Annotated in this window: 25 protein-coding genes; 17 read left to right on the top strand and 8 right to left on the bottom strand. The window is 33.9% G+C overall.

The annotated features are described in order from the left end of the window. Nucleotides 1-149 precede the first annotated feature (149 nt). The 4 genes from ACTYBU_RS14905 to ppc all read left to right on the top strand — a co-directional run bounded on the left by ACTYBU_RS14905 (nucleotide 150) and on the right by ppc (nucleotide 4,457). A complete protein-coding gene (locus tag ACTYBU_RS14905) occupies nucleotides 150-296 on the top strand; it encodes a hypothetical protein (RefSeq protein WP_445490944.1) in 147 nt (48 codons plus the stop codon). Between the two features lie 60 nt (nucleotides 297-356). Continuing rightward, nucleotides 357-737, top strand: a complete 381-nt coding sequence (locus tag ACTYBU_RS14900; protein ID WP_445490942.1) for a hypothetical protein — start codon at nucleotides 357-359, stop codon at nucleotides 735-737. Nucleotides 738-1,138: 401 nt separating this feature from the next. Then, nucleotides 1,139-1,438 carry an iron-sulfur cluster assembly accessory protein gene (locus tag ACTYBU_RS14895; protein ID WP_445491183.1) on the top strand — a complete coding sequence of 100 codons (300 nt, stop codon included), beginning with the start codon at nucleotides 1,139-1,141 and terminating at the stop codon, nucleotides 1,436-1,438. A gap of 256 nt (nucleotides 1,439-1,694) precedes the next feature. Beyond that, the gene (gene ppc, locus ACTYBU_RS14890) at nucleotides 1,695-4,457 is read left to right on the top strand and encodes a phosphoenolpyruvate carboxylase (RefSeq protein WP_445490940.1); all 2,763 of its coding nucleotides are present in this window, start codon (nucleotides 1,695-1,697) and stop codon (nucleotides 4,455-4,457) included. A 74-nt stretch (nucleotides 4,458-4,531) separates the two neighbouring features. On the opposite strand, the gene ACTYBU_RS14885 is transcribed toward ppc, so the two are convergent. Beyond that, entirely contained in the window at nucleotides 4,532-4,849 is a 318-nt protein-coding gene (locus ACTYBU_RS14885) for a thioredoxin family protein (protein WP_445490939.1), read from the bottom strand. Nucleotides 4,850-5,273: 424 nt separating this feature from the next. Here ACTYBU_RS14885 and ACTYBU_RS14880 point away from each other — a divergent pair, with 424 nt between their 5' ends. Next, nucleotides 5,274-5,702, top strand: a complete 429-nt coding sequence (locus tag ACTYBU_RS14880; protein ID WP_445490937.1) for a hypothetical protein — start codon at nucleotides 5,274-5,276, stop codon at nucleotides 5,700-5,702. Nucleotides 5,703-5,752: 50 nt separating this feature from the next. On the opposite strand, the gene ACTYBU_RS14875 is transcribed toward ACTYBU_RS14880, so the two are convergent. Together ACTYBU_RS14875 and ACTYBU_RS14870 are read right to left on the bottom strand one after the other, a co-directional pair. Beyond that, the gene (locus ACTYBU_RS14875) at nucleotides 5,753-6,541 is read right to left on the bottom strand and encodes an HAD family hydrolase (protein WP_445490936.1); all 789 of its coding nucleotides are present in this window, start codon (nucleotides 6,539-6,541) and stop codon (nucleotides 5,753-5,755) included. 194 nt (nucleotides 6,542-6,735) lie between these two features. Then, entirely contained in the window at nucleotides 6,736-7,650 is a 915-nt protein-coding gene (locus tag ACTYBU_RS14870; protein ID WP_445490934.1) for a MerR family transcriptional regulator, read from the bottom strand. Between the two features lie 305 nt (nucleotides 7,651-7,955). Between ACTYBU_RS14870 and ACTYBU_RS14865 the strand changes: the two genes are divergently transcribed. From ACTYBU_RS14865 to ACTYBU_RS14855, 3 genes are all read left to right on the top strand, one after another. Beyond that, entirely contained in the window at nucleotides 7,956-9,095 is a 1,140-nt protein-coding gene (locus ACTYBU_RS14865; RefSeq protein WP_445490932.1) for a metallophosphoesterase, read from the top strand. A 95-nt stretch (nucleotides 9,096-9,190) separates the two neighbouring features. Further along, on the top strand, nucleotides 9,191-10,198 hold the full coding sequence (locus ACTYBU_RS14860; protein ID WP_445490930.1) for an LLM class flavin-dependent oxidoreductase: 1,008 nt from the start codon (nucleotides 9,191-9,193) through the stop codon (nucleotides 10,196-10,198). A gap of 148 nt (nucleotides 10,199-10,346) precedes the next feature. After that, nucleotides 10,347-10,751, top strand: a complete 405-nt coding sequence (locus ACTYBU_RS14855) for a hypothetical protein (RefSeq protein ID WP_445490929.1) — start codon at nucleotides 10,347-10,349, stop codon at nucleotides 10,749-10,751. Nucleotides 10,752-11,261: 510 nt separating this feature from the next. On the opposite strand, the gene ACTYBU_RS14850 is transcribed toward ACTYBU_RS14855, so the two are convergent. Next, the gene (locus ACTYBU_RS14850; protein WP_445490927.1) at nucleotides 11,262-12,269 is read right to left on the bottom strand and encodes a cation diffusion facilitator family transporter; all 1,008 of its coding nucleotides are present in this window, start codon (nucleotides 12,267-12,269) and stop codon (nucleotides 11,262-11,264) included. Nucleotides 12,270-12,483: 214 nt separating this feature from the next. Next, the gene (locus ACTYBU_RS14845) at nucleotides 12,484-12,657 is read right to left on the bottom strand and encodes a hypothetical protein (protein ID WP_445490926.1); all 174 of its coding nucleotides are present in this window, start codon (nucleotides 12,655-12,657) and stop codon (nucleotides 12,484-12,486) included. A gap of 266 nt (nucleotides 12,658-12,923) precedes the next feature. Between ACTYBU_RS14845 and ACTYBU_RS14840 the strand changes: the two genes are divergently transcribed. The 8 genes from ACTYBU_RS14840 to ACTYBU_RS14805 all read left to right on the top strand — a co-directional run bounded on the left by ACTYBU_RS14840 (nucleotide 12,924) and on the right by ACTYBU_RS14805 (nucleotide 19,974). Then, a complete protein-coding gene (locus ACTYBU_RS14840) occupies nucleotides 12,924-14,591 on the top strand; it encodes a copper resistance CopC/CopD family protein (RefSeq protein WP_445490924.1) in 1,668 nt (555 codons plus the stop codon). Nucleotides 14,592-14,981: 390 nt separating this feature from the next. Next, a complete protein-coding gene (locus tag ACTYBU_RS14835) occupies nucleotides 14,982-15,314 on the top strand; it encodes a DUF3889 domain-containing protein (RefSeq protein ID WP_445490923.1) in 333 nt (110 codons plus the stop codon). A 216-nt stretch (nucleotides 15,315-15,530) separates the two neighbouring features. Next, complete coding sequence (locus ACTYBU_RS14830; protein ID WP_445490921.1) at nucleotides 15,531-16,268, top strand: MOSC domain-containing protein; 738 nt, start codon at nucleotides 15,531-15,533, stop codon at nucleotides 16,266-16,268. A 22-nt stretch (nucleotides 16,269-16,290) separates the two neighbouring features. Continuing rightward, nucleotides 16,291-16,824, top strand: coding sequence for a GNAT family N-acetyltransferase (locus ACTYBU_RS14825; protein ID WP_445490919.1), 534 nt, complete (start codon nucleotides 16,291-16,293; stop codon nucleotides 16,822-16,824). 372 nt (nucleotides 16,825-17,196) lie between these two features. Then, the gene (locus ACTYBU_RS14820) at nucleotides 17,197-17,535 is read left to right on the top strand and encodes a cupin domain-containing protein (protein ID WP_445490917.1); all 339 of its coding nucleotides are present in this window, start codon (nucleotides 17,197-17,199) and stop codon (nucleotides 17,533-17,535) included. 150 nt (nucleotides 17,536-17,685) lie between these two features. Beyond that, nucleotides 17,686-18,132, top strand: coding sequence for a DNA topology modulation protein FlaR (locus ACTYBU_RS14815; RefSeq protein WP_445491181.1), 447 nt, complete (start codon nucleotides 17,686-17,688; stop codon nucleotides 18,130-18,132). Next, on the top strand, nucleotides 18,110-18,790 hold the full coding sequence (locus tag ACTYBU_RS14810) for an HAD hydrolase-like protein (RefSeq protein WP_445490915.1): 681 nt from the start codon (nucleotides 18,110-18,112) through the stop codon (nucleotides 18,788-18,790). Before ACTYBU_RS14815 ends, ACTYBU_RS14810 begins: the two co-directional genes overlap by 23 nt. 506 nt (nucleotides 18,791-19,296) lie before the next feature. Then, a complete protein-coding gene (locus tag ACTYBU_RS14805) occupies nucleotides 19,297-19,974 on the top strand; it encodes a hypothetical protein (RefSeq protein WP_445491179.1) in 678 nt (225 codons plus the stop codon). Between the two features lie 152 nt (nucleotides 19,975-20,126). Here ACTYBU_RS14805 and ACTYBU_RS14800 read toward each other — a convergent pair whose 3' ends face one another. Further along, nucleotides 20,127-20,579 carry a VOC family protein gene (locus ACTYBU_RS14800; RefSeq protein WP_445490914.1) on the bottom strand — a complete coding sequence of 151 codons (453 nt, stop codon included), beginning with the start codon at nucleotides 20,577-20,579 and terminating at the stop codon, nucleotides 20,127-20,129. Nucleotides 20,580-20,844: 265 nt separating this feature from the next. On the opposite strand from ACTYBU_RS14800, the gene fosM reads away from it, so the two are divergent. Further along, a complete protein-coding gene (gene fosM, locus ACTYBU_RS14795; RefSeq protein WP_445490913.1) occupies nucleotides 20,845-21,270 on the top strand; it encodes a FosM family fosfomycin resistance protein in 426 nt (141 codons plus the stop codon). Between the two features lie 353 nt (nucleotides 21,271-21,623). On the opposite strand, the gene ACTYBU_RS14790 is transcribed toward fosM, so the two are convergent. Both ACTYBU_RS14790 and ACTYBU_RS14785 read right to left on the bottom strand, forming a co-directional pair. After that, a complete protein-coding gene (locus tag ACTYBU_RS14790) occupies nucleotides 21,624-22,052 on the bottom strand; it encodes a VanZ family protein (RefSeq protein WP_445491178.1) in 429 nt (142 codons plus the stop codon). Nucleotides 22,053-22,374: 322 nt separating this feature from the next. Beyond that, entirely contained in the window at nucleotides 22,375-25,605 is a 3,231-nt protein-coding gene (locus tag ACTYBU_RS14785) for a S8 family serine peptidase (RefSeq protein ID WP_445490911.1), read from the bottom strand. Nucleotides 25,606-25,689 lie beyond the last annotated feature (84 nt).

Genomic DNA, 25,689 nt, shown 5'->3' with positions numbered 1-25,689 from the left:
AAATAATAATAGCTGAATTTGATTCGAAAGTAAGGGGTAGTTGGGAAAACGCATGCTTTTTGCTAGGTAAAATCACTTCGATCTATTCTATCATTAATATAATAATAATACCACTTTATAATGGCTTTTACATCCTAATGCCCTCTATTATGCAAAAAACAAATTACATAGGTGGAAAATCAGCTCAGCAGCAGGAACGGAATGGCTACTTTTCAATAAAAGGAGATATTCATTATATATTGAAGAAAAAAGCATTGACACTGATAATCATTTTCATTTACAATAAAGAAAAATAACGATATAAATTTCTCGAAATAATATATTAACCTAACAAAAAGAAGAAGGTGTCAGAGGAAATGAAAAATAATTATGTTGTTACAACCTCATTTCAATATATGATTGAATGTACATGTCCGAGTCCAGATCATACATTTATTATTGATGTGCATAAAGGGGATATAATTACTGTAACAGAAGAGAAAAAATATGTAGATTCACTTGGCTGGCTGGCTTTAGTATTAATTAATGATTATCGGTTTTACATGTACATACAAGAACTGGAGGATTTCGTTTCAGAAGGGAAAATATTTTCTGTCATGGATTTAGATTTAAAAATAAATTATTTGCAATATAAAGTAAATGAAACTTTAGATAGTTTGGATAAAAACAATTTTTCTTTCTATGCAAAAGAACTTGCAAAATTAAAAGAAATACAAGAAAGTGCTGCTGTTTATTAAAATGTGGAATTTTCTGAATAGTTAGGAAAGAAATAAGGAACTGGGCTGAAACTATGCCTGGTTTTTTTATTGTATCGGAAAACGATCGATAATAGATTCGAATATTTGCAAACCCATTTATCGAGGAATACAATAAAGTATACCTTTCATCAGTTGGGGTTTTCTTCATCCCCAGCAGATGGAAAGCTTGCGTTCCACAGGATGTGGATCACACAAACGCTGCCAAAGGAAGTCGCGACTTAAGTTTGTGTACCTCTATCGGACCTTTACGGGCAAGTTATCCCCCACCTAGTCTCATTGATTTCTCAGCATCTTGATGTGTGGGGGGTTACTGCCCGTTAAGAGTGGGATAAATTCGTTAAGGAAAGAACAGCAGCAATTATTCAAGGGAGGACTTAATGATGAAGGTAAAGGTAAATAGACATGCTGAAAAAGTAATGAAGCAAATGCTAAGCAAGGCAAATGAAGGAGAAATGCTGCGTGTGTATATTACAGAACACCATGGAAAACATGCGCATTATGATTTAAAATTGGACAAGCAAACCGATCATGATGAAGTTGTTAAAACAGATAAAGAAGTAGATGTCTTGGTAGATACTCGTGATTCAGAATTTTTGGATGGGGTTTGGATTCAATATTTTCATGTTCCGCAGCCAGGTTTTGTTATTTATAATCCGCAAAAAGAATCTCATCATCATTAAAAAACCGTTCTGTTCTTTATAAATAAAGAACAGAACGGTTTGTAATTTTCCTTAAAATGGAATTTTAGATAAAATGTTATACATATATTACCTGATGAGAACGGTTTAATATGAAAATTAGATCAATAAAGTGAAACCTATCGCTACTATCTATTAATAAACAGGAATAATTGATGAATTTTTCTAAAAATAGTGATACGATAAAAAAGTATTAATAAGATTTGAAATAATATTTAGATTAAGGGATGGTAATCTAATGACAACAAGATTAAATGTAAATGAAAGCAGTCTTCCATTACGTAAAGATGTAAAACAGCTAGGATATATATTAGGTGAGGTTCTCGTTCACCATGGTGGACAAGAGCTATTAGAAAAAGTAGAAGCAATACGTAAAAAATCGATAGAGCTGCGCCAAAATTATAATGAAACAACATATAATGCACTAAAGGAAGAAATGGAAAAATTAGATAGACCAATGCGAAGACAAGTTATTCGCGCTTTTTCTAAATACTTTCATTTAGTGAATGTTGCAGAGCAAAATCATCGGATTAGACGTAGAAGAGATTATCAGCTACAAGACGAAATAGGCATACAGCCAGATTCCATTGAAAGTGCTATTCAAACATTTAAAAGTAAAAATTTATCAGAATCAGAAATCCAAAATGTACTGAACACCCTTTCTTTAGAATTAATTATTACGGCTCACCCAACTGAATCAACTAAACGATCTATATTAGAAATACAAAAACGAATTGCGCTTTTATTAAAGCAGCTGGATAATCCTTTATTAACAAAAAAGGAACATAAGAAAATCGAAGAAGATTTATTTAATGAAATTACGATTATGTGGCAAACGGATGAATTAAGGCTACATAAACCATCTGTAATGGATGAAGTGAGAAATGGTTTATATTATTTCGACCAAACTTTATTTGATGTGCTGCCAGAAATTCATCAAGAAGTGCAAGATGCCCTTCATGAAAATTATCCAAATTTTAATTGGGATGTACCAAACTTTTTATCCTTTGGATCATGGATTGGTGGAGATAGAGACGGAAATCCAAATGTTACGCCAGAAGTTACATGGCAAACACTTCATAAGCAAAATGAATTGGTAGTGAAAAAGTATACGGATGCAGTTGTGGAGCTAATGAAGCGTTTCAGTCATTCTACAAATAGAGTTACTGTTAGTCCAACATTAATGCAAACGATTGTAAAGGAAGAGCAACTATATTTATCAGAAGAGAAAAAATGGCCGGTAGATAAAGAAGTATACCGCAGAAAATTCGCTGTAATCATTGAAAGATTAAAACAAGTAGGAGTTTCGGAAAAAGGCTATCATACGGCAGATGAATTATTGCAGGATTTGCTTATTATTAAAGAGAGTGTAAAAAGCCATCAACCGAAAGATCATGAGCAAAAGCTGCTTCTGAAATTAATTCGTCAAGTTCAGCTGTTTGGATTCCATTTAGCAACATTAGATATACGCAACCATAGCGGTGAACATGAAAATGCTATTACCGAAATATTAAGAAAAGTTCGCATTGCTGATGATTACAGCAGCATGAATGAAGAAGATAAGATAAAAGTGCTGGAAGAGGTATTAAAAGATCCAAGACCAATTCTTTTATTAAATGAAGATTATTCAAAAGAAACACAAGAAATGATTAAAGTTTTTAACATGATTCGCGAAGCACATAAAAAATTCGGCAAACGTGCAATTACTGTTTATTTAATCAGTATGACTCAGTCACCGAGTGATATTTTAGAGGTTTTAGTGTTAGCAAAAGAAGCAGGCATTTATCGTTTGCATGCTGACGGGTCGGTAGAGAGCCATTTAAATGTTGCTCCACTGCTTGAAACAATTGACGATTTAGTTGCAGGTCCACAGATTATGGAAACATTATTTAATTTGCCTGTGTACAAAGATCATTTAAAACAGCATGGAAATCAACAGGAAATTATGTTGGGCTACTCGGATGGAAGCAAGGATGGAGGAACACTTACTGCCAACTGGAAGCTGTATAAAGCACAGCGCGAAATCCATGATATGGCAAGTGGCTATCACATTGGATTAAAGTTTTTCCATGGTCGAGGCGGTTCACTTGGTCGAGGCGGCGGTCCATTAAATAAAAGCATTTTATCCCAGCCACCGGAAACATTGGGAGACGGAGTGAAAATAACAGAGCAAGGAGAAGTATTATCTTCTAGATATTTATTGGAAGATATTGCTTTTAGAAGCCTTGAACAAGCCACTTCTACTCTATTAACAGCCTTTGCACATATTACGCAAAACGAAAATAAATATGATGATAAAAAAGCAAGATGGGAAACAACGATGGAAGAGATATCATCTATCGCACTGCAAAAATACCAATCTTTAGTTTTCCATGACCCGGATTTTTTGACATACTTTAAAGAAGCGACGCCATTAAATGAAATTGGCAATTTGAAAATTGGCTCTAGACCGATGGCAAGAAAAAATAAAACAAGCTTTGAAGACCTTCGAGCAATTCCATGGGTTTTTGCTTGGACGCAGAGCAGACAATTATTGCCTGCATGGTATGCAGCGGGAACAGGACTTTATGAATATGCTTCTGGTGGAGCAAAGAATGTAGAAGAACTTCAAGAAATGTATAAAAAATGGCCGTTTTTCCGATCAACAATTGATAATTTGCAAATGGCCCTAATGAAAGCAGATTTGCCTACAGCAAGAGAATACTCTTCTTTAGTAGAAGATGAAGCAATTGGTACAAGAATTTACGAAAACATTAAAGAAGAATATAACAAAACAAAAACAATCCTATTGCAAATTACAGAAGAAGAACAATTACTGGATCATACACCATCTATACAAGAATCAGTATATAGACGAAATCCATATGTAGATCCGTTGAACTTTTTCCAAGTAGAACTAATCAAGCAGCTTCGTGATCAAGAAAATCCTGATCCTGAATTAATGAATCAAGTGTTATTGACTATTAATGGAATTGCTGCAGGTTTACGCAATACAGGTTGATTTTCTGAAAATGAAAAGAAGAGAAAGGGGATTTAACCTTTCTCTTCTTTTGTATTTATTCAAAATAAACGCCATTATTTATAGTTTTGTAAAAATTCTTCCACTTGTTCAGGAGTCTTTGCATTCGCACTATGTAAATGACCTATTTTTTCGCCGTCTTTAAAAATTAATAAACTAGGAATCCCCATTACATCAAATTTTTCTGCGATGCTTGGAACCTCGTCTTTGTTTAAGCTATACCATTTTTTATCTGAATTCCCGGCGATAATTTCATCGATAAATAGATCCATTCTCGTACAGTCAGGACACCAAGTAGTAAAAAATTTAATAATATTCGTTTCTCCATTTTGAATAATTTGTTCGAATTCTTCAACTGTTTGTATTTCTTTCATTATGCATGCACCTCAAGAAAAAATTTATTTTATTGTTCTCTCCGCTGTTTGTAACAGAAAAGCTAACACGATTATTATACACAATGTAAACAGTTTTTTCTTGTTTTATGATTTTTTACATATTAACTGGCAGAAAGACTCTCACCTATAAGCTTTAGTGTACTAAGAAGCAAAGGTAGGTGATAGCTAACTGCGCATAAAAATCTGATAGTTCAACTAATCAACAAAAGGATTGAAAGAACCCCCCCCATAGTAGGAGTTTCATTTAATGTTAGCGTTAATATTGATATTTTGTTTGCTTTTATACTATGATATAAAAATGCTGTAAAAAATCTGCTTTGCAAATTTCGTTATATTAAACATTCCCTAGTCATATAATAAAAAGCAGTGACTGTAAGTAATGTGCAGTTAGAGGAGGATATAGATGAGCACAACAAAAATAAATATTTCGCCAGTAGAAAACAAGTACATAAAATTAATCCTTTCGATACAAGAAATGGATAAAAATAAACTTGAAGATTTAGGAGATTCATTTTTACTAAAAATAAATAAAAAAAGCAAAAGTGGAAATGAATTGAATTTCTCTATTTTTTTCAATAAAAAACTATTGAATAAACCTGTTAGAACATCTAATCCCATCGTTAGTTTAACGAAAAATAAAAATCTTGTCACAATGGAAATAAGCCTAATGTTGGAACTAAATGAGTTGAAACAAGAAGAAGATTTTTATTGGATAAAAAAGGAATATGCAACGACCCCACCTTTTGAACTATCGTATAAGATGAATGCTGCTTATTATGAAAAAAAGATAGGGCAGTTTCTTTCTGAAGTGAAAGCTGACAATCTGGATTGATGATCATGTCAATAGCAAAATAAAAACCCCTGGATGGGGTTTTTTCGTTATTACTTTATTAATCCTAATGATTTTAAACCATTATAGATACCCGAATCTGTTACAGATGATGTTTTATGTTTAGCATAGGAGAATAATTTTTCATTTGCATTTCCCATAGCAAATCCTTCGCCAACCGTACTTAACATTTCTTTATCATTTAAACCATCACCAAATGCAATTGCTTCTTCCTTTTTTATATGAAGTCGTTCTAAAATTTTAGAAACAGCCATTCCTTTATTTACTTTATCACTGATTACATCATATGCATCGCGGAACCCTTCAATATTCACTTGGGATAAATGAACATTTACAAAGTTTTCATATAATGCTATGTCTTCTTCTTTTAAATGGATAATGGTTATGCCTAAAATATTTTTGATATCATCTTCTGTAAAGGCTTTATTTTTTTGTAAATGAAATTTTTTTGCAAATCTTTCGGTAATGGGGCTGTCTGGATTTGATAATAAATTATGTGTACTTGTATATAATATTAATTCATTGTCTTTTCGTTGTGCTATTTCCAAAAATGTTTTTACAAGTTCTGGGCTCATTGGCTCTTTTAACACATCTTTTTCGTCATAAATAGCATAAGCACCATTATAGCCAATAAACGATTTGATTTGAAGTGCTTCGCCTATATCAGTTATTTCATGCAATGGCCTGCCAGTAGCCAAAAATATTTCTATTCCTTGTTCTTTCATTAATCGAACTGCTTCTTTTGTAGTTTCCTCAATGGTATCGTCGGGACGTAAAATCGTTCCATCTATATCAAGAAATAATATTTTATATGTACTCATTTTTTCCTCCATTTCCTTGATAAAAAGATAAAATCACTAATCATGATAATTTGGTGCACAACTATTGATTTTACCATAACAATACCAAATAAAAAAACGCTGGAGCGAAATCAACACGCCTGTTTTGAAAACAAATATGTTTATATCAATCCAGCTTTTTCCGTCATTGAGGAATAGCGATTCACATTTTCTTCTTACCAAAAATGCCACCACTGTTTTCTTTTTCCTGCATTTTCAGCAGAAGTTCGAAAACTTTGTACTAAATCTTGAAAAGATTGCTCTCGTTCACGAATATTTTGATGCAATTGTTCACGTTCCTGCTGCAATGTTTCCAATATATAATGGTTATTATGATGCAACTGTTCAACTGATTTATTTATTTCTTCATTGGATTTGGATAATTGCCCGATCATTGATTTTATTTCTGAAGAAGAAGAATGAGAAAAAGTCCACTGTTTAGAATAAGCTTTACGTTCTGCCTTTGAAAGTTTAGACAATCTGTAAATATTTGTACGAATATCCTCATAATTTGATTTATTCTGATCTGCATTTGTATGTAAGGTGTTGGTTAAATCCTCCAAATTTTCTTTTATTTTTTCATCGAGGCATTGAGTGATTGCGCTTGCAGTTTCAGCTTGGCTTGTTCTAATTTCCTTTTTAATATTTTCCATTACCTCATTACGGATGCCCTTTCGTATCTCTTCCTTCACATCTTCTAAAAATTCTTGCTTATACGATTCTAAAGAGGAAAGAAACACTTTCATATTATGTTCTGCAACTGCTTCCTTTTCTATTGGGTCTTTTGTTTTGGGCTGACTTTCAACTAGTTCCAAAAACTTCGATTCTACGCCTGCTTCTTTTTGATTTATTTCCTGCTTTGGCTGAAACATCATCGTAAGTCTTTCTTTAACAACTGTTTTAGGGATTTTATTTTTATATAAAGATTTTGCTTCTCCTAATAAATGTACTTCTTTTTCTGTATAATACCGTGCACCATTTTTTGTTCTTGGGATAAAAAGAACATCCTTCAAATCTTTTTCCCATTTTTTTATCGTATTGGGTGACGTAGTAAGTTTCTTCGATACTTCAAAAATGGAATAGCATTTCATATAAATCGCTCCTTTTTTATATAGTTGCCGTTGATTTCAACATTTTTCTAAGAAAAAAACCATTTTTAAAATGAAGGTATGTATATATATTACTTGCTTCATCCTTCTTTTCCTGCGACAAGACAAAAGCTATCAAAACTTCTAATGAGTAGACATAATTCCCCATTATTTACCATGCTGACTATTTTTTTATCATTAAATGGAAAGATAATTTCAGGGTAGATTCCTAAAAAATGCGGACAATAATGGTATTAAGAAGATTTTTGCATGTGACGGCTATTTTCCCAGTAAAGGAGGGGTTCATGATGAAAAAAAATATAATTATTCTCCTTTTAATGTCCCTTTTATTTCCGGTAGAACATGTTTGTGGGGAAGAAATGGAAAAATATCCCCAATTATCCTTGCGTATTCTAGAAACGACTGATTTACATTCACATATTCTTGATTTTGACTATGTTAACAAAAGAAGAACGATTGAATTTGGATTAAGCAGGACCGCTAGTCTAATTCAACAAGCAAGAAAAGATCAATTAAATACGTTATTATTCGATGTCGGGGATGTTATTAAAGGAAATGCACTAGCAGATTATGTTGCATCGAGCAATGTTCTTTATTACACCGATATTCATCCAGCATATAAAAGCATGAATCTGTTGAAGTACGACGCTGCAACGATCGGAAATCACGAATTTAACTACGGGATTGATTTTTTGCTAAAAAGTATTCAAGGTGCAGATTTTCCTTTTGTTAATGCAAATATTTATGTAGATGATCAAAATAATTATGATCAGGACGATATTCATTTTTTTTCTCCTTATATCATATTAAATAAAAATATAATGACGAATAATGGAAAAGAAATGCTCTTGAAGGTAGGAGTAATTGGATTAATTACACCTATTACGGCTCAATGGGATAAAGAGCATTTAGAAAATAAAGTCAAAATAAAAAATATGCAGGAAACAGCTGAAGAAATCGTTCCAAAAATGAAAAAAGAGGGTGCAGATATTATTATTGCGCTAGTGCATGCTGGACTGCATTCTGATAATGATTTAAAAGAAAAAAAAGGAAATAATGTGAAGGATGTCAGCAAGGTAAACGGAATAGATGTGATTCTTTATGGACATTCACACAGTTTATTTCCGAAAAAAGGAGAAAGAAGTTCGCTGCAGGTTCAGCATCATACCGGAAAAATTAATGGTAAACCGGCAGTACAGGCGGGGTTTTGGGGAAATCATTTAGGTATCATTGATTTAACACTAGAGAAAAAAGCAGGAAAATGGTCGATTTTGGAATCGAAGTCTACAGCAAAACCAATTATCCGTATTATAAAAGAAAAAAAAGTGCCGATTGTTTCACCATATCAGCCGATTGAGTACATGATGAGTCAATATCATCGTGATACGATAGATTTTTTGAAAAAGAATATAATGAAACAACCATAGATTGGGGAAATAAGTAAAATAGTTCGATATATTTGAAAAGCGAAGATATTCAATTATATAGTAAAGAAGAGGTAGAAATAGAAGGAGGACTAGAAATGGACAAAGCTTTACAAGAGATAAAATTTTCTGTCCTTGATTTGTCACCAATTACGGAAGGCAATACGGCAGCAGCAGCATTTAAAAATAGCTTAGATTTAGCACAGCATGCTGAAAAATGGGGGTATAAACGATATTGGGTTGCCGAACATCATAACATGCCTGGAATAGCCAGCAGTGCAACAGCTGTTTTAATTGGCTATATTGCCGGAGGAACAAATACAATTCGAGTAGGTTCTGGAGGAATTATGCTGCCAAACCATGCACCATTAATAATTGCAGAACAATTCGGTACACTCGAATCCATGTATCCAGGACGAATTGATTTAGGACTAGGACGGGCTCCTGGAAGTGATCAGATGACAGCATATGCACTTAGAAGAAGCAGCAAAAGGGATGGAAGTGATTTTCCGGAGCAGCTTGAAGAACTAAGAAATTATATACAGCCTTATGAACACACAATGCTTCCTGTAAGAGCAATACCTGGTGAAGGAATGGATATACCAATCTGGTTGTTGGGATCGAGCAGCTTTAGTGCTAGATTAGCTGGTGAATGTGGGCTTCCATTTGCCTTTGCCAGCCATTTCTCTCCAGATTATACATTGCCGGCATTAGAAGCATATAGAAATAATTTCCGTCCTTCAGTTGTTTTAGAAAAGCCATATATAATGGTGGGAGCCAATATAATTGTTGCGGAAACGGAAGAAAAGGCAACAATGTTGGCTACATCCTCTCAACAACAATTTTTAAGTTTAGTAAGGGGAAAACCGACAAAACTAAAAGCCCCTGTTTCAAATATGGATGAAATATGGAATGGGAATGAAAAGGCTATTGTCGAACAACAATTAAGAACATCTATTATTGGAACACCAAAAACAGTCGAAAAAAAATTAAGACAATTTATTGATGAAACAAATGCAGATGAAATAATTGTGAATTCTCAAATATTTCATCATTCTGAACGGCTGAAATCATATCAAATGTTAAGCGAACTCGTTAACAATTAATCGACAGTGCTATTTTTCTTATTTTCTTTTAACCTAATTTATATCTTAACGAAATAGTAAATAAAATAGTTTTGATCGTTAACTTACCTGAGAATATAATAGGAATAAATGGTAGATAGGTAGATTCAGTGAATACAGGGAGGCTATTATGCAAACAACTAAAAAGTTAATCAATGAAGTAGAAGTGGAAAACATATTAAGGAAAATGGTTAAAGATGCTTATGAACAAATAAAAGATGAACAGGTATTATTATGTATGGAATGCTGTGATGTAGATTTATTTGTAGCAGCAGACTCGCATCCTGAATTAGAAGAAGCGATTAAAAAGAATTTTGAGTTGGATATATACGGAGAAATAGCAGATCAAAAAAGCTATTCGGATTTATTAAAGGAATTAGATGAATATTTTGTACAACTCCATATAAAGTCAGGCTATTATGATTATTTTCCAGCAGGTTTCTATACTGTAAATGGGAGAGAGGAAGAATCAGAAACAGATATATTAGCACCAAAAGGGATTTTTTATGCTCCATTTGAAGATGCAGCCAAATAGTGTTGGAACAAAAGGGAAGTGAATGAACTTCCCTTTATTTATTGTTTAGGAAATTATAAACGAAATAGAGTGGTGGATAACTTAGCAGCTTGCTTGGTCCGCGTCGAGCTCCGACGTACAGGATGTACAAGTGCCGATGTTGCAACAGGCTCGCAGGATGCGGGTCAATCGACGTTGCAACAGGACGTTGCGTATTTAGTCGATTTTCCTCTTTTGCGTAGTTAATCGGCCAGTTTGTTCGGCGATGATCAAGGCGCTTGCGCTTTTGTTCTTGTATGTTCTAAGAGCAATACTCAAACAAACGTTTGATTCGGGCTGTCAACAAACACTCTATTTCTTCGCTGTTCGTCTTACTCGGATGCTCATTTGGGAGAGAGGATGAACGACTAAGTGCGCATGAAAGGAAAAAAGACTAAAACTGCCACATCCTCATGTCTCATCAATTCACTTGCATCTTTCAAGTTTGGAGAACTTCATTCTGAGCCGCTCTTTCAAAGCTTCATGCCTTGATTACAAACGTTTTCGATCAGTTTGAGAAGATAGTTGATTATCTTCCAAATTCGAAATTTGGGTCCATTTTAAAATGCCATCATCTTTATCAAACTCGATAATAACATCGGAAACTCCATTTTCTTCTAAAATTTGATCTTCGATGCGGTGGCGAATTTTATCCGCTTGTTCTACTGTTAATTTACTGTCTAATTCAATGCTCATTTCCACATGGAAATTTTCTCCTTCTTTATAAACGGTTAACTCTTGGATATCTCGAACATCAGGATCACTCATAGCAATCATGCCGATTTTTCCTTCCATTTCTGCATCCGCTTCCCCTATTGCACCAGCGGCGTTGTCTAAAAATACTCTGCCGACAACAATAAACATAAAAATACCAATAATGATGGAAGCAATTCCTTCTGCTTGATAAAATGGCGTGTAGTGGGCAATGACTACGGCAGCTATTGCGAGGAGACCGCCGCCTGTCGCCACAATATCTTCTAAAAAAACCAACTTGGTTGCAGGCTTTGCCCTTTTTAAATGAAGAAAGCTATTGGAAAAAATATTCCATCCCTTTATTTGCAATCCTTGTCCTTGAACGATTTCTTTCATGGCTTTAATTAGTACATAAAATTCTAGACAAACGGCAGCAGTTAAAACTAGTAAATTTAATAAGAATCCACTGCTTTCCGAAGGATGGAAAAGATGTTGAAATCCTTCACGTATTGTTTCGTAAGACATTATGCCAACAATCAGAACGGCTCCTAGAAGAACTAAGTTAACCAGTCTTCCAAAACCTCCGGGAAATCTTTTAGTCGGTTGTTTTTTACTCAGCGCGGAACCGATAAAAACAAAAAACTGATTAGCAGCGTCTCCTAAAGAATGCATCGTTTCGGCGAACATAGCAACATTACCTGTCACCATATAAGCAGCGCCTTTAATAATAGCAATCAATGTATTGATGATAGTAGCCAAAAGTGCAGATTTATTTCCATTTCGCAATAGTATAAAAAAATCTTTCATATTTGGACCTCGTTCCTAAATGATTTATCTATTATGTAGACTTACTTTATTGGCTATTATTTTATAGTTGCCTATACAATAAAATAATAAACATCCTTTAGGAAAGAAAAATGAAAAAAATAAAACCCATAGAGAAAAACTTTTTTCTATGGGTCCTTTATTCTTTTTTGTTTTTGTAAGTCTTGGAAGTATGTACTGAAATAAATATACGAGATTACGCTAAATCACTTTTTGAAATGGCGCTGTTCCAGTCAGGAAAATAATGTAAAGCATGTCTCATTAAATCAGGATGGCTTTGCTTCACTTTCTTTTTTGTCAAATTTTCTCCTTGTGATTTAAGTTGCTGAATGGCATTCATCACTTCATTTGCAGTCATATTCACTTCCATTGCCTTACCTCCTTGCTAATTTGTATCATTTTTGCCGGGAATGAAAAACAATATACATAGAATAATAAAATTTTATCTAATTTATTATTTAGTAAAGCGAAATAATTTAACTAATGTGTATTCGTATTGGTCATGTTTTTGCTGAAAAGCAATTCGAATATTTTACCGTTTGAAAGCATTGCTATATAATAATGCAAGGTGTTTAACTTGAACAATTTTTTCTCCTTCACATTAGAAGGGATGAATAATAAAATAAATGTGAAAGGATGAATAAAGTGGGAATTAAAAAAAACAAATTTTTGGCTGCCATGCTTTTTATTTTGATTAGCATGTTCCTTTTTCAAGGGAATGCATCCGCACATGCATACATAATTAAATCAAATCCTTCAGAGAGTGAAAGTTTAGATTCTGCGCCAACTGCAGTGACAATTGAATTTAATGAAAAAATCCAAACAGGATTTACGAATATAACCGTTCTTGATTCTTCAGGGAAACGAGTAGATAAAAAAAAGGCAGTAGTGGACAAAAAAACAGGAAAGATTGTTTCGGCAGCGTTGCAAAATGATCTGCCAGATGGAGTATACAGTATTGAGTGGAGGGTATTGTCAGCAGATGGACATTCGGTTTCCGGCATCATTCCATTTTGCATCGGTGAACTTCCTAAAGGGACTACACTTTCTAATAAACAATATACGATAGATAAAAGCACTACAATAGTAGTAGCTCTCAATAAAGTTCTTTTATATACAGGTTTTTGTTTATACATGGGAATTTTGCTTTTTTATACGATGTGGTTCCAAAATAAGCAATATGCTGATAAATTACGAGCTAGAACACAAAAAATAACCCTATTTGCTTTAGTATGCCTGATTTTGAGCATCGTTTCCTTTCTAATAATTCAAACCGAAACAAATGCAGGAATTTCTTTTTTCGAAAGCTTAAGGCCGATTTATTGGCTGGAAACATTAAAAAATACAAAAGAAGGTGCAATTTGGATTATACAGCTGCTCCTTTTGATTATTTTACTGTCAGCACAGCATATTATACATCATAAAGATTTATATAGGAAAAAGCGCTTTTGGCTTATTCCTGCTTTTGCATTTGCTGGCATTATGATAAGTAAAGCATTTATTGGCCATCCATCCAGTTCCCCATATAACATAATAGCCATTATGATGGACTTTTTGCATATGCTGGGAGCATCGATATGGTTGGGAGGGATAATGGCGATTGTCTTGCTCCTTCCTGATGGAGTATTTGCAAAACAAGGGGAAAAACATGATATGTATTGGAGGACGGTCCAAAATTTCTCTCATTGGGCTCTATTTTCTGTTGCAGCAGCTGCACTATCAGGAGCCATTAATGCATCTTTATTAATTCCTGATTTTCATTCATTGGTTGCAACAAGCTATGGGATTGTTTTATTAATTAAAATAGCGCTTGTCCTATTGATGATATGTTTTGGATCCTATCATTTAATCAGCAGAACATTATTATCCAGAGTAGACTACTTTAAAAAATCGATAAAAATCGAAATGAGTATTGGAGTGCTGGTTTTAGTATTAACAGGTTTTTTTACACAGCTGCAAACACCTATTCTTCTGATTGATAAAGCATTTTATGGAGAAGCAGAAGTAGTTTATAACGTCAATATGAGTCTTTCCATAACTCCAAAGAAAACAGATGTACAAAATGAATTTGAAGTGCTTGTATTTGATAATAACCATAAACCGGTTAATAAAATAGAGCAGATTACGATTAACTTAAAGCAAGAAGATCAAAATCATTCATTTTCATTAACAAAAACAAAAGATGGAAAATACACAGCAGAAAATCTTCAGTTGAATCAGCCTGGAAAATGGAAGGCTGTCGTGCATCTGTTGACGGAAGATTTAAACAGCTATGATATTCCGTTTTCTTTTCAAGTAAGATAGGATAATTGATTAAATCAATAACAGCCTTCCATAGAGACAGAAAGGAGCCTATGGAAGGAAATTTTTATTAGATTCACGTGAAATGCCTGCTTATTCTATGCTATAGTAACAAGAGGAAATAGCGGAAAAGGAATAAATATTTCTCGGGAAAGCGCAGATTTAGACATTTTAATCGTATATCCGTCGTTAATTGTCTGAATTAATAAAAAATAGTCGAAAATTTCAAATTATAACTGAATTAATAGATGAAAAAGGTGAAATGATCAGAGATAGCTTTCAATTTTACCTTTTTTCATGGGGAAATATAGATTGGCTGTGCCTGATAAAGAAAATACATATTTTTAGCGTAAATGCTTAAAATACAAAGGTAAACGAAAGGAGATGGGCGGGATGAACATACAAAAAGTCTCTCTTATTAGCATTATTCTTTTAAGTTTTTGCCTTTTATCAAGCTCCATACCAGCTTCTGCAACAAACAGCGGTTTCCCTTCCTATGTAAAATGGGGGAAAATTGCCATGACAAAAACGAAAGAAAAATATCCTGATAGTGAAATTATCGATTATCTGCATATAGGAAAAGAACAAAAAAACAATACTTCCATTGAGAAATTTAAATTAATCGTAAAAAATGAAAACAAAGAAATAGGGGTATTGGTCGATTTAACATTTGATACAAGAACAGAGCGTTTATTATCTGTCAATATGACGGAGGCTAAACCATAAGCAGGTCGTATAAATCGCTAACAGTTTGCGATTTTGTTTTAAAGGTAAAGATGCTCAAAGGAAATAAGCTCAATCAGAGAAAAGCTGTCGATTATTTTCGGCAGTTTTTTTTCATTTTTTCACAAGATAGTGGATGGATTGGCATTTAATGTTAAAATAATAGCAGGAAATAAGCTTGGTATGATTACTTACTATAGAACAATGAGGTGTAAAGAATTGAAAATAGGTGAAATTAAAAAGCTCGTGAGACATCCAGTCAAATCATTTGCAGGAGAGAGTGTATCTTCTTCGCAAATATTGAATTATGGATTATACGGAGATAGAAGCCATGGATTCATAGATAAAAGCAAAAATAAATATTTGACCATTACACAATACCCTAATATGGTTACATACCGCGCCAGATTTCTCGGAGAGGATAATTTGCAGGAATATCCACCTGTTGAGGTGATGAATGATAAAGGAGAAATATTTCAATGGGGGGATTTACAGCTGCTGCATGAGTTGGAAGAGCATACTAAAAGAGAGCTGGAAACAAAACAGCATACACCTGATAATGTGCCTGTACCTGCAATTGAGGTCGACCACATTTTATTGATAACAGAAAATTCCCTGCAGTCATTGGAAGAAATATGGGGAGAACCAATTGATGAACGAAGATTTAGAGGAAATATTGTCTTTGCGATACCTGATAACGCTCCTATTACTGAAGAAATGCTTATCGGCCAAACTATAAAAATAGGAAATGAAGTCGTGCTGCATGTAAATGATTTTTGTGAAAGATGCATGATTGTTACCGTAGATCCAAATACAGGGGAAAAACAGCCTTCCCTGTTAAAAAAAATCGTAAAAGAACGGAATAATCATTTTGGTCTTTATGCATCTGTTGTAAAGACGGGAAAAATCCATGTGGGGGATTCGATCGTTTTAGAAAATAATAGACAGCGATTCTAAAGATGGGAAGAGGAGAGATAGCATGTTTCCTAGTTTAGAGACTGATAGACTTGTATTAAGAGAAATAACGAATGAGGATGCAGAAAGTATTTTTGCTAGTTTTTCAAACAAACAAGTTATGAAATATTACGGACAAAATGCTATAGAAACAATTGAACAAGCAGAAAGCTTTGTTGAATTTTTTTCAAACAACTATATGGAAAAAAGAGGTATCCGTTGGGGAATAGAAAGAAAAGGCATTACAGGATTGATAGGAACAATTGGGTTTCATGCATGGGTGCCAAAACATCAACGAGCGGAAATAGGCTATGAACTGCATCCGGACTATTGGAGAAAAGGGTATGCCTTGGAAGCAGCAGCCAAAGTGATTTCCTTTGGTTTTGAAGCGATGGATATAAGCCGTATCGGTGCAGTAGTATTTTTAGAAAACGCAGCGTCCAATAATCTGCTGACAAAGATGGGGTTTCAACAGGAAGGTATTTTAAGAGATTACATGTATCAAAATGGTGTATCCCATGATACATATGTATATTCTATTCTTAAGAATAGAAGGTAAAATCAAACTGTATGATAACAGGATATATGATTAATATCGCTTCTATTCTGATGATGGGATTAAGTCCATTAATTTCAAAGTTTGGTTTGATTTCTATGACAGCTCCTTTTGTTAGCTTTGATTAATGCTTCTACGATCATTATAGCTAGTATTATGGGGATTGATGCGGGAAAAAAAGCTGCACATTATTTTAAAAAGAAGCTGCCATCCTGGCGATATGCAATTCTTGAGGTGTCATTCTTGTATAATAGTCTCGATCAAATCTCACCAGTTCAAATTGGCAAGGGGGGAAGTTATCAAAAATAGCGGAATAACAGCATTCAACTCAAAGAAGTGTTTAAATAATTTATGGTAATACGAGGAGATTAAAGCATGTCAAAAAAAGGACAATTAGAAGTTATTAATTTATTAGATTTAATAAAAGAGCAAAAGGAGTATACAAATTTTATCGTTAGTGAAATAAATAATCATGCATTACGCATTGCTGTAATAGATGGTGAATTTCACTGGCATAAGCATGAAGACTGTGATGAATTATTTTATGTGCTGGAAGGGGAGCTCTTTATCGACTTGGAAGGGGAAACAACCGTCTCTTTAAAACCAGGGGAAGTATTTACTGTTCCAGCAAATACGATGCATCGGACTCGTTCAAATGAAAGAACGGTAAATATATGTTTTGAAAAATCGACTAATGATATAAAAGGAAGCTAATTCTTAAAATATAGGAATTTACATACAGTGGTGGTATAAATGAAAAAAAGTCCCAATAAAATACATATTATTGGTTCAGTTAGAAGCGGGAAAACAACATTACGAAAAAACTTTCTTCCATGTTCCATATTCCACTACGAATTGGATAATGTGGTTTGGAAAAGGCATCCGTCAGGTGATATTAGAAGAACAGAGGAAGAGATGGAAAAGTATCTAAATACAATTATTTATGCGGATACATGGATAATAGAAGGGATTCATAATCAAGACTGGGTTTCTAATAGTTTTTATCAAGCAGAACTCATTGTCTTCTTAGATACAAAATATTCTGTAAGAATTTATCGTATAATCAAACGCTTTGTTTTACAAAAATTAGGGTTAGAAAAATCAAACTATAAACCTACGATTCCTATTTTTTTGAAGATGTTTATTTGGAATAAAAAGATAGGGAAACAAAATTTTTTTGAAAAATACGGAAAGTTTGAAAATAAAATAGTCATTGTTAAAAATAAGCGAGAAATAAAAAGGTTGTTTGATTGTTTTTTAAGAACATACCTTACAAGGGGGAAAGAGTATGCTAATATCACTAATCTTTGATATGGATGGTACTTTATTTCAAACAAATAAAATCCTAGAAGCTTCTTTGCAAGAAACATTTGACCATTTAAGAGAATTAAACAAATGGGAAAAAGAAACACCTATTGAAAAATACCAAGAAATTATGGGTGTACCTTTACCTGTAGTGTGGGAAACGTTATTGCCAAATCATGGTGAAAAGGTTCGACGAGAAGCAAATGAATGGTTTCATGAAAGTTTAATTGCAAATATTCGAGCAGGCAAGGGGGATCTTTATCCACATGTCATAGAAGTGTTTAGTTATTTGAAAAACAACAACTTTTCCATTTATATTGCAAGCAATGGACAAAAAGAATATTTACAGGAAATCGTAAACTATTATCAGTTGGATCATTGGGTTACGGAAACATTCAGCATTCAACAAATTCCCTCTCAAAATAAAGCTGATTTAGTTCAGGCCATATTAACAAAGTATTCGATTAAAAAGGGAGCGGTGATTGGCGACCGAATATCTGATATTAACGCAGCAAAAAGCAATGGACTGCTTTCCATCGGCTGCAATTTTGATTTTGCTCAGCAAGAGGAGCTTTCTCAAGCAAATATCATGATCAATAGCTTTCTTGAATTAAAGACAATTTTTGCTAACCTTAATAGGGATTACTTAGAAGTTAAGAACTAAGTTATGATTTTTATCCATAAAAATAGGATTTCCAGTGGAATTCCAATCTTCCGAAAAATGTAAAAATAGGAGGAATGTTTTGTGGATACATTTATTTTGTGCTTAAAGATCCGGATGGGAACTTTTTAATGATTTGTAAAGATTTATCCCACACTTAACGGGCAATAAGCCCCCACCTCGGGGATGCTGAGAAATCAAGGAAGCTAGGTGTTGAAACTCGCCCGTAAAGGTCCGATAAAGAGGTACACAAACTAAGGTCGCCACGTCCTGTCGTCCTGTGGCAACGTTTGTGTGACCCACATCCTGTGGACCGCAAGCTTTCCCATCAGTGGGGGATGAAGAAAACCCCCACTGATGGAAAGGTTCACTTTATCGTAGCAAAGAGTTATGAAACGTTGGTAAGCCTTGCTTCTATTAAAGTAGGAAGCAAGGTATTTTTTCTTCCTATAAAAGTGGAGAAATTAATTAACGATAGATTAATTAAAGAGTTGTTAGAGGTGGATAAAATGAGAAAAAAATTAGGCTGCTTACATGCCCATTATTCGAATATAGATTATTTGGAAAATGCACTTTCTTCCTATGATATTGAATTAGTTCATTTTGTTGATCCAGCGTTAATGTATCGCGTTGCATCGGATGAAAACTTCAAAGAGGAAGATGCTCAAAATAAAGTGAAGGAGCAACTAGAATGGATTGCTAAATGCAATGTTGATGCTATTCTTATTACTTGTACAAACTATATTGCTCTCTTACCAGAAGATCAGCTGTCATTATCCGTTCCCATTATAAAAATAGACGAACCTTACTTTGAACAGATTTGTAATATACAACAGCCCCAGAAAATCTTATTTACAAATCCTGCAACTGTTGAGGGGACAATAAAACGTCTTCATCAGTATGCTGAAAATCACAAAAAAACCTTAGATGTAGAGGTTAATGTGATTCCTAATACATTCCAGTTGATAATGAAAGGGCTTAAAAAAGAATACAATCATGAAGTTTCCAAATGCTTACATAAACTTTTGAAGGATGAACAGAAAGTTATTTCCGTTGCTCAACTATCAATGGTTGATGCATCCCAACAAGTTGAAAATAAAACGGCAAAAACGATCATAAATCCATTAAATCCATTAATAACGATCATTTTAAAGCAATTTGAATTAGAGAAAAAGCATCTTTGTTAATTGATAAGGGATTCTTGCATAACGAAGATCCTCTAGATTCTTTTCATGTTACAATGGAAAATATCCACCATAAAGTATGGTGGATATCTAAAGTATTATGCAGCGGCACAGATAGAAGTAAATGTTTCGATTTAACCAGCACAAGTTTTTAATCAAATTTCACGCATAGAACCTAATACGATATTATATCCATCAGGATCTTTTATACATGTGTTTTTAAATTCCCAATTGCCGTGTGTGCCAGTAAATGGCTCGACTGCAATATAACCGCCATTTCCACGCACTTCTTCCACGAGAGAGTCCAAGTCATGCCAACTAACATGTATATAAGTATCCCATCCAAAGTCTGGACCTTCCCAATTGGTTGGATAATCTGGACGCTTTTTCGATAAGGCATTTGGCTGTACTTCGTCTGGGGAGTTCGCCTGCTGCAGGAGAATAGTCATCCCGTCCCGTTCTGCATGTCCCCAATTATCCACCTTACATCCAAGGATATCACGGTAGTATGCCTGTGATTTTTTTAAGTCGGAGACTAATCGAACTTGAATGGTTAAACCAAATTTCCCTCTTGTTTCTGTAGTAACTTTCGCTTTGTATTCGCTCAATTTTTGTTTCTCCTTTCGGTTTCAGGATGAATTGAAAAGGCATTCATCATTAAGTTCTACAAGTCATCGCCATTTTCCTGTAATAATATAAGTTACTTTTTTATATGTATTTTTTAGATTGCAGGATATTCTATAATAAATGAAATGTTTTGAAATAAAAAATGTGAAAGTATACACTTAAAGAGTATGCCGCATTTCGATAGATACTTAGTTAGAAGGGGGTTTTTGAATATTGGTCTAAAAATGAAGAAAAGGGTGGAATAATGTGACAATAAAAGGATTAAATCATTTGTTATTCTCCGTTTCAGATTTAGAGAATTCTATTTCTTTTTACCAAAATGTGCTTGATGCAAAATTGATCGTCAAAGGCAGGAACACAGCCTATTTTGATTTAAACGGAATATGGCTGGCACTAAATGTGGAAAAGAATATTCCTCGAAATGAAATAAACGAATCATACACTCATATTGCTTTCTCCATTGAGGAAAAAGACTTTGATCTTATGAATGAGAAATTAAAAAAAATGAATGTTTCGATCCTTCCAGGACGTGATAGAGATGAAAAAGATAAAAAATCCATTTACTTTACAGATCCAGATGGACATAAATTTGAATTGCATACAGGTACATTAGAAGACCGATTAGAATATTATAAAGAGGAAAAAAATCATCTGCAGTTTTTTGATAAGTGAATCTGCAGTTTTTTACAAGTAGGAAAAATTAATTTTTATCGAAATAGCAGGAGTCCGACTGAAGGTGGTTTTGTGTGACAGGGAGAAATTTTCCCTGTTTTTGTTGTATCAAGGTCTCATAGCCTTATAAGAGGACAAAATTCATCTGGTGTCAATTAGATTTTCTATTAAATTTTACGCATCCAAATCAAAGTATGTGTCATAACTTTGATGAATTATGACAAAAAAATCTATTGAAAATACAAACCATGTGAGAGGAAATCTTTTGAAATTCTACAGTATGATTAATTATGCAGAAATCAATATTTAGCGAATAAATACAAGTTTTTCCTCGAAGACAAAGAGCAGGACTGTTAAAAAATCCTGCTTTTGGTCTTATATTTGCTTGTATTTTTTCTAAAGAGAAAGGAATAAAAAACGTAAAAACAGTAGCCTGTTCCTCCACCTATGCTATTAAGAATCGTATCATTTATATCACATACTCCAATTGAAAAAATCAACTGCAGGAATTCTATGATACAAGATATTAGAAAGGAAAGCATAAGCATATTAATAAATGATAGCTGCTTATTTAACAATAGAGGGATAAAAAATCCCATTGGCATAAAAGCGAGGATATTTCCAATTAGATTATCAGTCAACAGACTTAGATGGAAGGAATCAATTGTATTCCATTCATCGATTATTTCTTTAAAAGGGATAAAATTATACGAAAGATCCCCATGAACAGCCTGCCTGTAAGAAGAAAAGAATAATAAATAAATTAAGAGTAATAGGTACATTATGAATAATATAGAGAATAAAGATTTTTTAAGCATATAATGAATTCCACTCCAAATCATGATTAACAATCTTGTAATTATAGATAAAGTGAACCTTTCCATCAGTGGGGGTTTTCTTCCTCCCTCACTGATGGTTAGTTGAACTTATCGGACCTTTACGGGCGAGTTTCAACACCTAGCTTCTTCGATTCCTCAGCATCCCCGAGGTGGGGGTCTTACTGCCCGTTAAGAGTGGGATAAATAGTTTCTATCAACATAGTATATATTTTTAGGCCCAAAATGAAAAAAGGATGGCGAAAACTTCCATCCTTTTTTTCTCTCACTATTTAGCTTTTGCTACTTTTTTGTCCGTTTTTTTGCTAGTATTTCCTGCTTTATCTTTCGCATAAATGGAGAGCAGTGTTTTTTCTTTTTGTTTTTTGATCTTTATAGAAAAAGAGCCTTTTTTGTCTGCTTTTCCTGATGCAATTGTCTTTCCTTTTACTTTTATTGTGATCGCTGCATACGCTTCTGTGCTTCCTTTTACTGCAGTTGTTTTTGTTGTTATGGAATTAACTTTCGGAGCAGAAGGAGCTGTTTTATCTAAAACAGTCACTTCTTTTACCTTACTAGTATTCCTAGATTTATCAGTAGATGTAATTTCTAGTTTTGTGCCAGCTTTTTGTTTTTTTACTTTTAGTGTATAAGCACCTTTGCTGTTGCTGGTGCCGCTTGCGATCACTTTTTTTCCATTATTAATGGATACTGTAGAACCTGCTTCTGTTTTTCCTGATATTTTTGTAGTTTGATCACTGATCGATCCAGAAACAGAAGGAGCAGAAGGAGCCGTTTTGTCTAAAACCGAAATAGTAGTTGTTTTACTTGTATTTTTTGCATTATCAGTTGCTGTTACGGATAATTTAACTCCAGCCTTTTGTTTTGGAATAGAGACAGAAAAGTCGCCATCGATCGTTGATGTTTCCTTTCCAATCGTCTTGCCATTTGCTTTTACAGTAACAGAAGCAAATTCTTCTGTTTTGCCTGTTACTTTGGTATCTTTATCCGATACAGCATATACTTTTGGTGCAGTTGGAGCTGTAGTATCTTTTTTTACGGTAATACGAATGGCTGTTTTCGCTTCTGCTCCATTTACTGTATTTTTAAGGGATGCATAGAAAATGCTGTCTGTTTTTTGCAATGGAATTTCTATTTTATAGTTTCCTTTTATATCTGCAATGCCTTTGTATTCCTTATCTCCAATGACAATAGAAACCTCTGTGCCGCTAAGTGCACTTCCCTTAATTAATTTTGAACTATTATAGACAGTGTTTATGTTTGCATGTAATTGCAAGGCGCTTACTGCACCAAATGCATCTAATCTTCCCCAACCAGATACAAGATCATAGCCAGGCTCTAATTTTATTTCTGGAATTGCAGGATCTTCAAGAATATCTTCACTTAGTTGATTAGTATAATCTTGCGGAACCGTATTGTCTGTTTCTGTAAATGCAATATCTTTTGTTGTTTCTGCCAATAGGTTTTCAACATCAGATGGTTTTAAGGATGGATCAATGGATAATAATAAACCGGCAACTGCAGATACATGAGGTGCTGCCATGGATGTCCCGCTCATATACATTACATTGCCATTCGGTACTAAACTTGGAATATTTGTGCCAGGAGCTACTAAATCAAGACCTTCTCCATAATTGGAATAATCCGATACTAAATCCAAATCATTGGAAGCACCAACAGAAGTCGTATATTTAGAAGAAGCTGGATAAGAAAGGATGCCAGAACCATCATTACCGCTTGCTGCTATTACCGTAACATTTTTGCTTCGTGCATACTGAAGCATATATTCCAATGTTCTGCTGTATGGACCGCCAAGACTTAAATTAATTACTCTTGCACCTTGGTCGACAGCATATTTGATGCCTTTTGCAATTTGTTCTGTATCTCCAGAACCTGTTGCATCTAATACTTTTACAGGTAGAATTTTTGCTGTGGAATCAATACCTGCAATGGAGTAATTATTATCGACGCCTGCTGCAATAATCCCGCTGACATGTGTTCCGTGACCGTTGTCATCACTTGCATCTGTTGAATTAGCAATATAGTTTTTCCCAAGATCTGCTCTTACATTCTCTTTTAAGTCTGCAAGGCTGTTGTCTACCCCTGTATCTACAACGGCAATTAATGTTTCGGCAGGCTTATTTGCCTGCATTAATTTATGCAGATTTGCAAATTGGATATCTGCTCCAACTGTTCCTTCTGACTGTCCTGAATTGTTTAAAGACCATTGATAAGGATTGGAAACATCTTTTGTAATATTTAATGCCTTGTATTCTTGTATTTGTTCGACAAATTCTACATCGGATGCATGTTGAATCGATGTTAATACACTGCTTTTTTGTTTAGTTGAGAACGTATTGACATCATTATTAAGATCGACAATAAACAAGTTGTCTGCGATTTTATCTGTATGATCTAAATCCTCAATTCCTTGAATATTTAATAATTTTGTGTTCTTTTTAAAGCTTGATAAGGTTCTAGAGGATTTTAGTTTGACGATATATTTGTTTTCATCGTTTTTATTGGTAACAGCAGAAGTGGATGCACCTAACTTTGTAAATACAGATGAAAGTGTTTTGTCTTCTAAGTTCGTTATATTAACTTTCGCTTCTTTTTCTTTAATCTGTTCTTTTAGAAATGTTGGTGCTGCATCTATGGTATAGCCATATAATTCATTAATGGCTTCAACATCTGCATTGGTAAAAGTATACGTACTGCTTGTACCGTTGGTTGTAAGTTCTTTGAAAATTGGCTTCAACTGTCTTAAATCTTTTAAAACATTGTCTCTTAATTCCTTGTTCCAAACCATCTTTGCACTTAAAAATGGCGCTGCTTTGTAATAAAGGGAAGATAGTTCCTTGCCATTTTCTGTTTGTGACAAGATGGAGTCACGAATTGTACGCAGATCATTTAAAATGGATTGACCATCTTTTTTATCTTCCGTACTTAGTTCAACAGGGCATTCTTCCGCTGTTTCTGTTGAAGGAGCTAATACTACACCTGCTGATTCTAATGAATAGGATGTGTCAATCGCTTCTCCACCAGCTTCTTCCCCAGTAATTTTTGTTGTGGGTTCTTCCACCGTTTCTTCAATTGGATAGTATTCTACTTTTATGTAATACGTATTATTCCATGCCAATGGAAAGTTGATAACGGCAGGTGCATCCTCATAACTGTATCGATAGTATGGATCAAATGTTGATCCAGATTCAGCATTTTCCAAACTGGAATAGATGGATACATCCATTTCTTGATGTGAGCGTAATGTCATTTGCAAATGGGTAAAATTCTCAAAATCGGTAATGGATGGTGTTATCTTATACCAATGTATATTTTCTCCATCAGCAAAATGTTCGTTTATCACTTGTCCATTTGTTAGTTCAGCTTTTGTTTCGATTGTATTGACTTCTGCAGAAGCTTTGATCATTGTCATATTGCTGATTATTAAAACAATAGCTAGTACAGCAGCAATAAACGCATTTCTTTTTCTTATTTTCATATATTGCCCCCTGATTTTCATAGTAGAATACAAATCTATTAAAACATAATATTACAATAAGTGTTAATATTTTCATGCATAAAT

The organism is Niallia sp. 03133 (genome assembly GCF_052663225.1).
Note: the sequence above shows the minus strand (reverse complement) of the source record. Positions and strands in the feature narration are given on the sequence as shown.

Coding starts and splice junctions, on each gene's coding strand:
- ACTYBU_RS14905 (WP_445490944.1), top strand. CDS start 150: ATGCAAAAAACAAATTACATAGGTGGAAAATCAGCTCAGCAGCAGGAA.
- ACTYBU_RS14900 (WP_445490942.1), top strand. CDS start 357: ATGAAAAATAATTATGTTGTTACAACCTCATTTCAATATATGATTGAA.
- ACTYBU_RS14895 (WP_445491183.1), top strand. CDS start 1,139: ATGAAGGTAAAGGTAAATAGACATGCTGAAAAAGTAATGAAGCAAATG.
- ppc (WP_445490940.1), top strand. CDS start 1,695: ATGACAACAAGATTAAATGTAAATGAAAGCAGTCTTCCATTACGTAAA.
- ACTYBU_RS14885 (WP_445490939.1), bottom strand. CDS start 4,849: ATGAAAGAAATACAAACAGTTGAAGAATTCGAACAAATTATTCAAAAT.
- ACTYBU_RS14880 (WP_445490937.1), top strand. CDS start 5,274: ATGAGCACAACAAAAATAAATATTTCGCCAGTAGAAAACAAGTACATA.
- ACTYBU_RS14875 (WP_445490936.1), bottom strand. CDS start 6,541: ATGAGTACATATAAAATATTATTTCTTGATATAGATGGAACGATTTTA.
- ACTYBU_RS14870 (WP_445490934.1), bottom strand. CDS start 7,650: ATGAAATGCTATTCCATTTTTGAAGTATCGAAGAAACTTACTACGTCA.
- ACTYBU_RS14865 (WP_445490932.1), top strand. CDS start 7,956: ATGAAAAAAAATATAATTATTCTCCTTTTAATGTCCCTTTTATTTCCG.
- ACTYBU_RS14860 (WP_445490930.1), top strand. CDS start 9,191: ATGGACAAAGCTTTACAAGAGATAAAATTTTCTGTCCTTGATTTGTCA.
- ACTYBU_RS14855 (WP_445490929.1), top strand. CDS start 10,347: ATGCAAACAACTAAAAAGTTAATCAATGAAGTAGAAGTGGAAAACATA.
- ACTYBU_RS14850 (WP_445490927.1), bottom strand. CDS start 12,269: ATGAAAGATTTTTTTATACTATTGCGAAATGGAAATAAATCTGCACTT.
- ACTYBU_RS14845 (WP_445490926.1), bottom strand. CDS start 12,657: ATGGAAGTGAATATGACTGCAAATGAAGTGATGAATGCCATTCAGCAA.
- ACTYBU_RS14840 (WP_445490924.1), top strand. CDS start 12,924: ATGAATAAAGTGGGAATTAAAAAAAACAAATTTTTGGCTGCCATGCTT.
- ACTYBU_RS14835 (WP_445490923.1), top strand. CDS start 14,982: ATGAACATACAAAAAGTCTCTCTTATTAGCATTATTCTTTTAAGTTTT.
- ACTYBU_RS14825 (WP_445490919.1), top strand. CDS start 16,291: ATGTTTCCTAGTTTAGAGACTGATAGACTTGTATTAAGAGAAATAACG.
- ACTYBU_RS14820 (WP_445490917.1), top strand. CDS start 17,197: ATGTCAAAAAAAGGACAATTAGAAGTTATTAATTTATTAGATTTAATA.
- ACTYBU_RS14810 (WP_445490915.1), top strand. CDS start 18,110: ATGCTAATATCACTAATCTTTGATATGGATGGTACTTTATTTCAAACA.
- ACTYBU_RS14805 (WP_445491179.1), top strand. CDS start 19,297: ATGAGAAAAAAATTAGGCTGCTTACATGCCCATTATTCGAATATAGAT.
- ACTYBU_RS14790 (WP_445491178.1), bottom strand. CDS start 22,052: ATGTACCTATTACTCTTAATTTATTTATTATTCTTTTCTTCTTACAGG.
- ACTYBU_RS14785 (WP_445490911.1), bottom strand. CDS start 25,605: ATGAAAATAAGAAAAAGAAATGCGTTTATTGCTGCTGTACTAGCTATT.